Source organism: Niveispirillum fermenti (assembly GCF_048066175.1).
Classification (GTDB): domain Bacteria; phylum Pseudomonadota; class Alphaproteobacteria; order Azospirillales; family Azospirillaceae; genus Niveispirillum; species Niveispirillum fermenti.
Window position 1 is genome coordinate 177701 of sequence record NZ_JBLTXA010000005.1, and the last position, 12460, is coordinate 190160.

9 protein-coding genes are annotated in these 12460 nt (G+C 69.4%); all 9 read left to right on the forward strand.

Annotation, left to right across the window (positions count from 1 at the left end):
- Positions 1 to 267 precede the first annotated feature (267 nt).
- The 9 genes from fliF to ACM9LZ_RS07290 all read left to right on the forward strand — a co-directional run bounded on the left by fliF (position 268) and on the right by ACM9LZ_RS07290 (position 12451).
- Positions 268 to 1932 (forward strand): flagellar basal-body MS-ring/collar protein FliF, encoded by a 1665-nt coding sequence (gene fliF, locus ACM9LZ_RS07250; protein WP_416618687.1) that lies wholly within the window; start codon positions 268 to 270, stop codon positions 1930 to 1932.
- Between the two features lie 18 nt (positions 1933 to 1950).
- Positions 1951 to 2697 (forward strand): FliH/SctL family protein, encoded by a 747-nt coding sequence (locus tag ACM9LZ_RS07255; protein ID WP_416618688.1) that lies wholly within the window; start codon positions 1951 to 1953, stop codon positions 2695 to 2697.
- Between the two features lie 45 nt (positions 2698 to 2742).
- Positions 2743 to 3075: a flagellar motor switch protein FliN gene (fliN, locus tag ACM9LZ_RS07260; RefSeq protein ID WP_416618689.1), complete on the forward strand. Its 333-nt coding sequence runs from the start codon at positions 2743 to 2745 to the stop codon at positions 3073 to 3075.
- A 10-nt stretch (positions 3076 to 3085) separates the two neighbouring features.
- Positions 3086 to 3967, forward strand: coding sequence for a motility protein A (locus ACM9LZ_RS07265; protein ID WP_416618690.1), 882 nt, complete (start codon positions 3086 to 3088; stop codon positions 3965 to 3967).
- Between the two features lie 58 nt (positions 3968 to 4025).
- Positions 4026 to 5591 carry a sigma-54-dependent transcriptional regulator gene (locus tag ACM9LZ_RS07270; RefSeq protein ID WP_416618691.1) on the forward strand — a complete coding sequence of 522 codons (1566 nt, stop codon included), beginning with the start codon at positions 4026 to 4028 and terminating at the stop codon, positions 5589 to 5591.
- Between the two features lie 73 nt (positions 5592 to 5664).
- On the forward strand, positions 5665 to 7776 hold the full coding sequence (gene flhA / locus ACM9LZ_RS07275; protein ID WP_416618692.1) for a flagellar biosynthesis protein FlhA: 2112 nt from the start codon (positions 5665 to 5667) through the stop codon (positions 7774 to 7776).
- Positions 7777 to 7930: 154 nt separating this feature from the next.
- Complete coding sequence (locus tag ACM9LZ_RS07280; RefSeq protein ID WP_416618693.1) at positions 7931 to 8938, forward strand: flagellar biosynthesis protein FlhF; 1008 nt, start codon at positions 7931 to 7933, stop codon at positions 8936 to 8938.
- On the forward strand, positions 8935 to 9729 hold the full coding sequence (locus ACM9LZ_RS07285; RefSeq protein WP_416618694.1) for a MinD/ParA family protein: 795 nt from the start codon (positions 8935 to 8937) through the stop codon (positions 9727 to 9729). Before ACM9LZ_RS07280 ends, ACM9LZ_RS07285 begins: the two co-directional genes overlap by 4 nt.
- A 19-nt stretch (positions 9730 to 9748) precedes the next feature.
- Positions 9749 to 12451: a hypothetical protein gene (locus ACM9LZ_RS07290; RefSeq protein WP_416618695.1), complete on the forward strand. Its 2703-nt coding sequence runs from the start codon at positions 9749 to 9751 to the stop codon at positions 12449 to 12451.
- Positions 12452 to 12460: the final 9 nt, after the last annotated feature.

The window sequence follows — 12460 nt, forward strand, 5'->3', positions numbered from 1 at the left end:
CGGTCCAGGCTGGCACCACCCTTGCTTCGTGAGGACCCGATGCCGGGCCGTACCGGCATTCGGCGGCGGGCTTTGCATTCTGCATTGTCCGCTGCATGTAACCCAATGAACATTGCATGGGTCGTTGTTTTTATGCCACAGTCCGCGTGAAACGGGCAAAAATTGCCCAGTCGATACCACCGCACTTCATAGAGCGGATGCAAAGCATCTCGTAAAGGCGGGAAAACGCTTGTAGTTTGTGGCCGAAGCGCCCTTGCCCGACAGGAGATGTCACTCGTGGAGTCGTTTCTGCAGACCTTGCGGAATCTCGGCACCCTGCGCCTGGCGGGGATCGGGGCCGCCGTCCTCGTCACCATCGGGGCCATCGTCTTCTTCGCCAGTCAATGGTCGACGCCGAACATGGCGCTGCTGTACAGCGACCTGTCGCCGTCCGATGGCGGCGCCATCGTGCAGCAGCTTGAGCAACAGCAGATCCCCTATCGCGCCTCGGCCGACGGCACCCGGATCGAGGTGCCGGCCGAGCAGGTGGGCCGGCTGCGCATGACCATGGCCCAGCAGGGGCTGCCGTCGGGCGGCAGCGTGGGCAACGAGATCTTCAACCAGCCCGAGGGGCTGGGCACCACGGCCTTCATGCAGAATGTGCAGCAGCTCCGCGCCAAGGAAGGCGAGCTGGTGCGGTCCATCCAGACCCTGCAGCAGGTGCAGCAGGCCCGCGTGCATCTGGTGATGCCCAAGCGTGAACTGTTCGCGCGGCAGGCGCAGACGGCCACGGCGTCGGTCCTGCTGCGCCTGCGGCCGGGACAGACCCTGTCGCGTGAGCAGGTGGTGGCGATCCAGACGCTGGTTTCCACGGCCGTGCCGCAGATGCAGCCGGAAAACGTGTCCATCCTGGACGACAAGGGCAACCTGCTGTCCCGCGGCCTGCGGCCCAACACGCCGGAGGCACTGGCCGCCAGCGCCGAGGAGCGGCGCCTGGCGCGCGAGCGGGAACTGTCCCAGACGATCGAGGAATTGCTGGGCCGTTCCGTCGGCCATGGGCGCGTGCAGGCCCAGGTGTCCGTCGAAATGGATTTCGACCGCATCACCACCAATTCGGAAATCTACGACCCTGACGGCCAGGTGGTGCGCGGCACGCAGTCCGTGACCGAGAATGTGCAGAGCCAGGATCGCGACGGCGTCGATCCGGTGACGGTCGCCAACCAGCTTCCCAATGCCGACCCCACCGGCGCCACGGCCGGCGGCTCGTCGGAAACGCGGAACCGGTCGGAGGAAACGGTCAATTACGAGATCAGCAGAACCACAAAGATCCATGAGCGGGAGACGGGCCAGATCCGCCGCCTGTCCGTGGCCGTGCTGGTCGATGGCACCTATACGACGGCCCAGGACGGCGCGCGCACCTATCAGGCGCGCAGCGATGCGGAACTGGCCCAGCTTCAGCGGCTGGTGCAGTCGGCCGTCGGCGTCGACCCGTCGCGCGGCGACATGGTGGAGGTGGTGTCCATGCAGTTCGCCCGGCCCGATGACGAGCTGGCGGCCATGGACGAGACCTTCTTCGGCATGCCCAAGGCTGACGTGATCCGCATCGCGGAGACGCTGATCCTGGCCATCGTCGCCATCCTGGTCATCCTGCTGGTCATCAAGCCGCTGGTCACCCGCGCACTGGACCGCTCCCCGCAACTGGATGAGGAGCCCGACCTTCTGTCCGATGGGTCGGGCATGCCGCAGCTGGCAGGCCCCGGCGGCGGCGCCCTGTCGCGCGAACTGGCCATGGAGGCGGCACAGGCCAACGAGGAACTGGAGCAGATGATCGACATCAACCGCGTCGATGGCCGCGTGCGCGCGTCCTCGCTGCGCAAGGTGGGCGAAATCGTGGAGAAACATCCCGAAGAAGCCGTGTCGATCATCCGCAACTGGCTCTATCAGGAAAATTGAGGCGGCTAGAGCATCCCCATGGCCACCATCCAGAAATTCCTGTTCGAGGAGGATTTCGACGACGAGTTCGGGGGAAAGCCATCCCTGCCGCCCGCCGCCGAGAAACCCGCGGAACCGCCCCCGCCGCCTGCCCCGCCCCCACCGCCGCCGCCCCCCACCTTTTCGGTGGAGGAATTGCAGCAGCAGGTGCGCATGGCGCGCGAACAGGCGCGTGAGCAGGCCCTGACCGAGGGACGCCAGCAAGGCAGGGAACAGGCCGAGGTGGCCGCCCAGCAGGAGATGTCGGCCGCCCTGCGCGCCGTGGAAAACGGGCTGAAACAGTTGCTGTCCGTGCAGAATGGCGAACGCCAGTCCCGGCAGGAGAACACGCAGCGCCTGGTGCTGGCCATCATGCGCAAGCTGTGGCCGGGCCTGGTGGAACGGCAGGGCCTGGCCGAGATCGAGGGCGTGGTCGCCGCGTTCCTGGCCGAACTGGCGGAGGAGCCCAAGCTGGTCTTCCGGGTGCATGAGCGCTGGTTCGAGACATTGCGCGACCGGATCGGCGACATGGCGCTGCGCCACGGGTTCGGCGGCCAGGTCAATGTGCTGGCCGATCCCAAGCTGGGGGAGATGGATGTGAAGGTGGACTGGACGGCCGGCGGCGCCGAACGCGACGTGGGCAAGCTGTGGCGCGATATCGAGGCGCTGGCGGGCAACCTGCTGGCCGACTTCCCCGGTGGCCCGGAAGAGGTGATCGCGGCCCCGCGGCGGGAGGCGGCGTTATGAGCCGCCTGCGCGCGCGAGCGGCGCGCTTGAGCCACGGGGGTTGAGATGGCGGCCAAGGATGACATGTCGCTGAGCGAGTTCGACAATGGCGGCCGGGGCGGCGGCGGGGGCGAGCTGGAGAGCCTGCCCGTCGTCAAGGACCTGGAATCCGTCTACGACATTCCGGTCCAGATTTCCGCCGTGCTGGGCAAGACCAACATGCAGGTCAGCAGCCTGATGCGCCTGAACAAGGGCGCGGTGGTGGAACTTGACCGCAAGGTGGGCGAAGCCATCGACATCTATGTCAACAACAGGCTTGTGGCGCGCGGCGAGGTCGTGGTCGTCGAGGACCGGCTGGGCGTAACGATGACCGAAATCATCAAGACCGAACGGGCGTGAAGGGCGAGCGATGACCGACCGCAGCGCCATCCGCAACCGCCATCCGGCCCCGCCCCCGGCCGACGCTCCACCGCCCGCAGCCGGTGGCGGCAAGCCGCCGCCCCTGCCGCGCCTGCACCGGCGGCTGGACCTGGCGACCGTGCTGGGCCTGTCCAGCGGGTTCCTTCTGGTGCTGGGCGCGCTGCTGCTGGGCGGGCGCGTGGCGGCCTTCATCGACATCCCGTCGATCCTGATCGTGGTGGGCGGCACGACGGCCGTCACCACCATCTCCTTCTCGCCGTCCGACATGCGGGCGGCGCTGCGGGCGCTGGGGCGGACCATGGTCGCCCATACCAGCGACCCGCAGGCCGCGGCGCGCACAGCATTGTCGCTGGCCGAACATGTGCGGGCCAATGGTCCCCTGTCACTTCAGCCGATGGCCCGCGCAACGCGGGGCTGGCCCGTGCTGAACCGCGCCGTGGAACTGATCGTGGACGGGTTGCCGGCCGATGATGCCGAACGCATCCTGCGCACCGAGATCGAGGCGAATATCGGCCGGGCCCGGACGGCGGCGGCCGTCATGCGCCGCGCGGCAGAGGTGGCACCGGCCATGGGCCTGATCGGCACACTGGTGGGGCTGGTGCAGATGCTGGGCAACCTGTCGGACCCGTCGACCGTGGGCCCGGCCATGGCCGTGGCCCTGATCACCACTTTCTATGGCGCCATCCTGGGGTCCATGGTCTTTTCCCCGCTGGCCGCGAAGATCGACCGCAATGCCGAGCGCGAGGCGATGGTGGACGGGCTTTACCTGCTGGCCGCCGGGTCGGTCGCGCGGCAGGAGAACCCGCGCCGGCTGGAAGTGCTGATCAACACCGTGCTGCCGCCCGAATTGCGGGTAACGGCTTATGAATGATTTCCTTGATACAGGGTCCGCCTTGACCGGCCGGACGGGTGAGTGAGGGGACAGGACGATGCGTCTGCTGATCGTGGGAACGCTCGAAGGCTATATCAGCGCCGCCGGCAAGATCGCCCTGCAGAAGGGGGCGAAGGTCGCGCATACCGACAGCATCGACGGCGCCCTGGCCGCGCTGCGTGCCGGCCAGGGCGCCGATCTGGTGATGATCGACGTGAAGCTGGATGTCCGCAGCCTGGTCGACCGGTTGAAGGCGGAGCGGTTCGCCGTGCCCGTCGTGGCGTGCGGCATCGGCACCGATGCGCAGGCCGCCGTGAAGGCCATCCGCGCCGGGGCCAAGGAATATATCCCCCTGCCGCCCGACGCGAACCTGATCGCCGCCGTGCTGGAGGCGGTGGCCGAGGAAAGCCACGCCATCGTCAGCCGCGACCCGTCCATGGCCGCCACGCTGGCCCTGGCGGATCAGATCGCGCCATCGGACGCCTCTGTCCTGATCACGGGCGAAAGCGGCACCGGCAAGGAGCTGATGGCCCGCTACCTGCATCGCAAGAGCCGGCGGTCGGGCGCGCCGTTCGTGTCGGTCAATTGCGCCGCCATTCCGGAAAACCTGCTGGAATCAGAGCTTTTCGGCCATGAGAAGGGCGCCTTCACGGGCGCGGTGGCCCGGCGCATCGGCAAGTTCGAGGAGGCCAATGGCGGCACGCTGCTGCTGGACGAAATCTCCGAGATGGATTTGCGCCTGCAGGCCAAGCTGCTGCGCGCCATCCAGGAACGGGTGATCGACCGGGTGGGCGGCAATCAGCCGGTCAAGGTCGATATCCGCATCCTGGCCACGTCCAACCGCGACATGCTGTCGGAGGCCAAGGCCGGCCGGTTCCGCGAGGATCTTTATTTCCGGCTGAACGTGGTCAGCCTGGCGCTGCCGCCGCTGCGGGAGCGGCCGGCCGATGTCGCCCTGCTGTCCCAGCATTTCGCCGCGAAATATTCCGAAGCCAACGGCCTGCCCCAGCGCAGCGTCGGCCCCACGGCCATGGCCATGCTGCAGGCCCATCACTGGCGCGGCAATGTGCGTGAGCTGGAAAACACCATGCACCGCGCCGTGCTGCTGTCGCGCGGGACGGAGATCGGGCCGGAGGCCATCCTGCTGACCGGCGCGGAGCCGGGCTATGCCCCCGCACCCGCCGTCCCGCCGCCCCAGCCACCGCCCCAACCCCAATCCCAACCGGGCTACGCGCCCGCCGCGCGGGCGGCCGGGTCCTATGGCAATGCCTCGCATTATGCGCCGCAACCCTACCCGCCCCAGCCCTATCCGCCACAAGCCTACCCGCCGCCGGCAGCCCCCGTGATCCCCGTCGCGGAGCCGGCCGCCGGCTTCATCCCCGGCACGCCTCTCGCGCCCGCCGGGTCGGCCACCCAGGCACTGGTGGGGCGCACCGTGGCGGATGTGGAACGCGATCTGATCATCGACACCCTGAAGCACACGCTGGGCAACCGTACCCATGCGGCCAATATCCTGGGCATCTCCATCCGCACGCTCCGCAACAAGCTGAAGGAATACAGCGAAGGCGGCGTCCCCGTCCCGCCGCCGGCCGGCGGCGGGGATGAGGAACGGGCCGCAAGCTGAGACGGCGCCCGCCCGCCCGACCTGATCACCCACCCTTCCCGGCAACCAGACCGCACCAGCAGACCCATCACGCATGTCGGACCAGTCGCAAACCAACATAGCCTCCGTCCAGGACGCGGTACGCATCGTCGGCCAGTCGCTGAAGCGCGGCGAGGTGGGCTTTGCGATCGCCATCCTGGCCATCGTGGTGGTGCTGATCATCCCACTGCCCACCTTCCTGCTGGATGTGGGCCTGACCATCTCCTTCGCCTTTTCCGTCCTGATCCTGATGGTGGTGCTGTCCATCACCAAGCCGCTGGATTTCAGCAGCTTCCCCACCATCCTGCTGGTCAGCACGATGCTGCGGCTGGCGCTCAACCTCGCCTCCACGCGCCTGATCCTGGGGCATGGGCATGAGGGGCCGCAGGCCGCCGGCCATGTGATCGCCACCTTCGGCCAGTTCATCATGGGCGGCAACTTCATCATCGGCGTGACGGTGTTCGGCATCCTGATGCTGGTGAATTTCAGCGTCATCACAAAGGGTTCCGGCCGCATCGCCGAAGTGGCGGCCCGCTTCACCCTGGACGCCATGCCCGGCAAGCAGATGGCCATCGACGCCGACCTGTCGGCCGGCCTGATCGACGAGGCCGACGCCCGCAAGCGCCGCAAGGAGCTGGAGGATGAAAGCCAGTTCTTCGGCGCCATGGACGGTGCGTCGAAGTTCGTGCGCGGCGATGCCGTGGCCGGTCTGGTCATCACCTTCCTGAACATCATCGTCGGCATGATCGTCGGCATGGCCCAGAACAACATGTCGTTCTGGGAAGCCGGACAAACCTATACGCTGCTGACCGTGGGCGACGGGCTGGTGTCGCAGATCCCGGCCCTGCTGGTGTCGCTGGCCGCCGGTCTCATGGTGTCCAAGTCGGGATCGGCCGGGTCAACGGACAAGGCCGTGCTGGGCCAGCTCACCTTCTATCCCACGGCACTGGGACTGACAGCGGCCGTGGTCATGGCAATCGGCCTGTTGCCCGGCATGCCCAAGATCCCCTTCGGCCTGCTGGCCCTTGGCCTGGCCCTTGCCGCCTACTACCTGCCCCGCACGCGCATGATGCGCGAGGCGGTGGAGGCGGAGCAGGAACAGCAGGCCGCAGCGGCCCCGCCGCCCGTGGCGGAAGAGCCGATCTCCACGGCGCTGGCCATCGATCTTGTGCGCCTGGAACTGGGCTATGGCCTGCTGTCGCTGATCAGCACGGAGGCCGGGCACAGGCTGACCGACCAGATCAAGGGCCTGCGGCGCCAGCTGGCGGGGGAAATCGGCATCATCATGCCGGCCGTGCGCATTCAGGACAACCTGCAGCTTCCCCCCAACACCTATCTGATCCGCATCAAGGAGATCGAGGCCGGCCGCGGCGAGGTGCGACCCAACATGCTGTTATGCATGGACCCCAGGGGCGACCGGATCGGCCTTCCGGGGGAGGCGACGACGGAGCCGACCTTCGGCCTGCCCGCCATGTGGATCGACACGGCCTATCGGGAGGAGGCCTTGTTCAAGGGCTATACCGTCGTCGATCCGCCCACCGTGCTGACCACCCACCTGACCGAGGTGATCAAGGACAATATGAGCGATCTGCTCTCCCATGCGGAGACGCAGAAGCTGCTGGACGAGATGGGCAAGGAACACCAGAAGCTGGTGGGCGACGTGGTGCCGGCCCAGATCACCATCGGCGGCCTGCAGCGCGTGCTGCAGAACCTGCTGGGCGAGCGGGTGTCGGTGCGCGACCTGCCCACCATCCTGGAGGGCGTGGCCGAGGCGACGGCCTATACCCGCAACATGACCCAGATCACCGAGCATGTGCGCGCCCGCCTGGCCCGCCAGATTTCCGACGCCAACACCAACGACATGGGCTATATCCCGCTGGTCACCCTGTCGCCGGAATGGGAACAGGCCTTCGCGGAAAGCATCGTGGGCGAAGGCGACGACAAGCAACTGGCCATGATGCCGTCCCGCCTGCAGCAATTCATCACGGCCGTCCGCCAGACCTTCGAGAAATTCGCCATGCAGGGGGAGGCGCCCGTGCTGCTGACCTCGCCCATGGTGCGGCCCTTCGTCCGGTCCATCATCGAGCGGTTCCGCCCGGCAACCGTGGTGATGTCGCAGAACGAGATCCACCCCAAGGCCAAGATCAAGACATTGGGGCAGATATGACGCGGCGGACCGAACAGGGCACCGGGGGCCGCCGCCCCGCGACCGGCGAAAAGGAGGGCATCCACCTGCCCCCTAGGGCTTTCGCCGGAAAGGCTGCTATACTGGCAATCGATAGTGTCAACAAGGGCTGGAGGGCCGGGAAGGCGGGGTCGGCATGCGTCTGAAATCGTTCCATGCGCCAACCATGCAGGACGCCATGCGGCTGGTCCGCGAGGTGCTGGGCGATGACGCCATCATCGTCGCCACCCGGGAAGAGGAGGGCGTCGGCGTCCGCGTCACCGCCGCCATCGAGGAGGACGAGGGCATCCTGGCCACCTATGCGCCGGTCGCCGCCCCCAACCCGCTGCGCTTCATGGAACCCGCGGGCCCCGACCCGATCGATGTCGTGTCCGATGCCCTGCTGCGCCACGGTGTGCCGGCGGAACTGAATCAGCGCCTGATCGACAGCATCGAGGATTTCGACACGCGCGACCCGCTGACGGCGCTGGCCGCGGCCCTGGATGCCGTCTTCACGTTCCAGCCCCTGCCGGACGGGCGTTCCCCCCGGCCCGTCATGCTGGTGGGTCCGCCCGGCGGGGGGAAGACCCTGACCGTCGCCAAGCTGTGCGCCCGCTGCGCGCTTCAGAAACGGCCCGTGGGCGTCATCTCCACCGACACGATCCGGGCCGGCGGCATCGAACAGCTCCAGGCCTTCACCCGCGTGCTGAAGCTGCGCCTGATCACGGTGGAGGATCCGCTGGCGCTGTCCGACGCGGTGGAGGTGTCCAAGGGGATGGAACAGGTGCTGGTCGACAGCGCGGGCCGCAACCCCTACAACGCCCAGGACATGAAGGACCTGCACGAATTCGTGACCGCGACGGAGATCGAGCCGGTGCTGGTCCTGCCCGCCGGGCTGGACCCGGTGGAGGCGGTGGAGATCGCCAGGGCCTTCCGCCAGGTGGGGGCGCGGCGTCTGCTGTCCACCCGCATGGACATGGCGCGCCGCTATGGCAGCCTGCTGGCCGCCGCGCATGAAGCTGGCCTGGCTTTTGCAGATGTAAGTGCCACGACAAAGGTTGCCGACGGGCTGACTGCCCTGACGCCGACAATATTGGCCAAGATGATGATGCCGGAACTGCAAGCCGAACAGCGGCGAGCCAAGCAAACGGGGACCCACGCATGACCGACCTGTCCGCGATGATGGCCGCCACGACCAATATAACCCCGCTGCGCCAGCGCAACATCCTGGCCGTGGCCAGCGGCAAGGGCGGTGTGGGCAAGACCTTCTTCTCCATCACACTCACCCATGCCCTGTCGAAACTGGGGCGCAAGGCCCTGCTGTTCGACGGCGATCTGGGGCTGGCCAACGTGGATATCCAGTTGGGCCTGATGCCCAAGCGCGACCTGGGCCAGGTGATCGATGGCATGGTGACCCTGGGTGGTGCCACGACGCGCTATGGCGATGGCGGGTTCGACATCATCGCCGGCCGATCCGGTTCCGGCAGCCTGGCCAACCTGCCCCCGGCAAAATTGACCCAGTTGCGTAACGAGCTGACCGATCTTGCCCGGTCCTACGACAATATCGTCATCGACCTGGGCGCCGGCGTGGATCGCAATGTGCGCACCTTCACCACCCCGGCCGGGGTATCGCTGGTGGTCACGACGGACGAACCGACCAGCATCACCGATGCCTATGCCTTCCTGAAACTGTCCTATCAGGCCAACCCCTCGGCCGACCTGCGCATCGTGGTCAATATGGCGCAGACCCGCAACGAAGGGGAAAAGACCTATGAGACGCTGCTGGCCGCCTGCCGCAAGTTCCTGGGCAAGAGCCCGCAACTGGCCGGCATCATCCGCCGCGACATGAAGGTGCGGGAAAGCATCAAGACGCAGACCCCGCTGCTGGTGCGTTCCCCCACCTCCGACGCGGCGCACGACATCATGGCGCTGGCCCAGCGGCTGACGGCCGGCTGATCCGCCGGGGTCGGCCCCCATGTCGATCCCCCAGCCACCCGGTCCGGGTATGCCGGCCGCCGCCACGGGGACGGTCCCGGGTGGCAGCGGGCCAGCCCTGGTGCCGGTCGGCGACGTGCTGGTACGTGCGCTGCCCGACCGGCTGGCCGGGCTGGAACGGCCCGTGACTCTGTCCGGCCAGGTTGTCGAGCAGAAGGACGGGGCAGCCACGATCCGCACGGCGGCGGGCGATATCCGGGTCGAAACACCGATACCGCTGCCCACCGACCGGCCCGTCACACTGCGCATCCCCGCCCAGGTGCCCGGCACACCGCCCCGGGCCACCGCCCTGGCGCCACCGGCCCCGCCGGCACCGCCGCCGGCTGCCGGCCCGATACAGGCGGCTGCCCCACCGCCGGCACCGCTTCCGGCTATCCAGCCTGGGGCCGTCATCACGGCCATCGTCGTGGCCGCGGCCCAGCCGCGCCCGGCCCCTGCCCCCACAGCGGCCCCCACAGCGGCCCCATCCCCGCCGTCGGTCGCCGGCCAGCCCGCTGCCGGTGGCACAGCACAAGCCCCGCCAGCGGTGTCGCCATCCGTACCGCTTCCTCCGGTACAGGCACCGCCATCGCCGGTCCAGGGGGGACAAGTGCCCGGTGCAGCCGTCACTCCGGTGCCGGGCGGCGGGGTCCCGCAACCGGCCCTGTCCCCCCTGGCGGCCCTGCTGGGATCGGAACCGTCGGCCTTGGTGCCCGTCCCGGCCGCGGTGACCAGGGTCCAGACGGGCCAGCCCCCGGCCCCGGCCGCCGCCGATGCAGCCCCACCGCCGCCTTCCGCGCCGGCAACCGCACCCCCGACCGCCGTGCCTTTGCCCGATGCCGCGACAGACGCGGCCCGCCTGGCACGGCTGGCGCGCTTCAACCTGCCATCCACACCATCGAACGGCCCCCCGTCCTTGCCCGATTTCGGGGGTGCCCCCGCACCGGTGCCGGAAGCCCGGCTGCGCGCCACACCCCCGACGGCCTCAGCCACGGCGCCCCCGACAGCCCCGGCCGCAGCCCCACCGACGGCGGGCTCCTCACCGGCCGGACCGGGCCAGACACAGGCACCATCCCTTCCGGCCGGCCCCACCGCCCCATCGGCCACCACACCCGCCGCTGGCGCGGGGACAGCCGGAACGAGGGAGGGGGCCTTGCCCCCCGTGCCGGCGCCAAGCCCGCCGGCACCCCAGGCACGGCCGGCCGCGACCGCTGCCCATCCCCCGACAGCCGATCGGCCCGCCGGCCTTCAGGCGGGGTCGCCGGCCCTGACGGTGCCGCGGGAGACGGCGGCACCGGGCCCGGCCGGCCAGGGCCTACCCGACCGGCAGGCACCGGCACCAGACACAGCCGCACGTGCCACCCCGATGGCTCCGGCGGATGGTGCCATCCCGGCCCGTGTCCGGGGACCGGCGGTGCCGGCCAGCCCGACGGCCCCGCCGACTGCACCGGCCGCACCGCCAGCGGGGGGCGGCACATCCGCGCCGGTCCCTGCCCGAGGGGAACCGGCACCACAGCCATCGGCACAGCCACAACAGACCACTATGCGGGATGCCGGCGCGCGTATGCAGCCGGCCCCGCCGTCCGCGCCACAGCCCGCCCCCGCCGCGCCCGGGACCCTGGCCGAGCCGGCCCCGACCCGCGACGCCCCGCCGCCCCGCGTGCCCGTCGCCCTGCAGGCGACCGGCATGGTGGCCGCAGCCTCGGGGGCCCCACTGTCGGCAACGCGACCACCGGGGGGAGTGGCGCCCGCGGACCCGGCCCCGGCCCGGCCCCTGCTGCCACCGGGCCAGCCCGTGCAGGTCCGTGTTCTTTCCATCGAAGGGGCGATGCCACCGGCCGATACCGGTGCCCCGACCCTGACCGGCACGCTGGTCGGCAACACGGCCCAGGGGCAGCCCGTCGTCACGACGGACCAGGGCACGCTGGTGCTGCGTGCCCGCACCGACCTGCCCCCGGGTACCGCCCTGCTGCTGGCTGTGGATGCACCGGCGAACCGGGCGCTGGACGGCATGCTGGCACCCTTGGACCCCGCGCAGGCGGACGGGGACTGGCCTGCCATGCGCGAGGTGATGGGTGCCCTGCTGGCCGCCGACCCCGCCCTGGCCCGCAGCGTGGCGGCCGCCATCCTGCCACAGCCGACGAAGCGGCTGACCACGACGCTGACCTTCTTCCTGTCGGCCCTGCGCGGCGGGGATGCCGGCGGCTGGCTGGGGCCTGCCGCCACCGAATTGCTGGAGGCGCGCGGCCAGGGGCGGCTGCTGGCCCGCCTGCGCGAGGATTTCCGCGCGGCGGCGCAGCATGCCGCCGAACCCGCCCCGGATGGCTGGCGCGGCATGCCCATCCCGCTGGGCACCCCCGACCATGTCACCCGCGCCCAGCTCCATGTCCGCCACAGCACCGACCAGGATGGCGATGGTCAGGGCACGCAGGATGGGCGTGGGGCGGCACGGCGCTTCCTGCTGGATCTCAGCTTCTCCAACCTGGGTCCCATGCAGTTGGACGGGATGGTCCGCTCCGGCCGCTTCGACCTGATGATCCGCACCCGCACCCTGCTGCCGGCCGACATGCGGCAGACGATCGGCACCCTGTTCCGTGAAAGCCTGGAAACGGTGGGCTATGCAGGCACCATCGGTTTCCAGACCGGCGCGCATTTCTGGACCCGTGTCCGGGGTGGCACACCGTCCCGGCCGCTCGACGTCTGACCAAGATGT

Bases quoted from the DNA above. Each gene is read 5' to 3' on its own strand.
- fliN (WP_416618689.1), top strand. From the start codon at position 2,743: ATGGCGGCCAAGGATGACATGTCGCTGAGCGAGTTCGACAATGGCGGC.
- fliF (WP_416618687.1), top strand. From the start codon at position 268: ATGTCACTCGTGGAGTCGTTTCTGCAGACCTTGCGGAATCTCGGCACC.
- ACM9LZ_RS07255 (WP_416618688.1), top strand. From the start codon at position 1,951: ATGGCCACCATCCAGAAATTCCTGTTCGAGGAGGATTTCGACGACGAG.
- ACM9LZ_RS07270 (WP_416618691.1), top strand. From the start codon at position 4,026: ATGCGTCTGCTGATCGTGGGAACGCTCGAAGGCTATATCAGCGCCGCC.
- ACM9LZ_RS07285 (WP_416618694.1), top strand. From the start codon at position 8,935: ATGACCGACCTGTCCGCGATGATGGCCGCCACGACCAATATAACCCCG.
- ACM9LZ_RS07265 (WP_416618690.1), top strand. From the start codon at position 3,086: ATGACCGACCGCAGCGCCATCCGCAACCGCCATCCGGCCCCGCCCCCG.
- ACM9LZ_RS07280 (WP_416618693.1), top strand. From the start codon at position 7,931: ATGCGTCTGAAATCGTTCCATGCGCCAACCATGCAGGACGCCATGCGG.
- ACM9LZ_RS07290 (WP_416618695.1), top strand. From the start codon at position 9,749: ATGTCGATCCCCCAGCCACCCGGTCCGGGTATGCCGGCCGCCGCCACG.
- flhA (WP_416618692.1), top strand. From the start codon at position 5,665: ATGTCGGACCAGTCGCAAACCAACATAGCCTCCGTCCAGGACGCGGTA.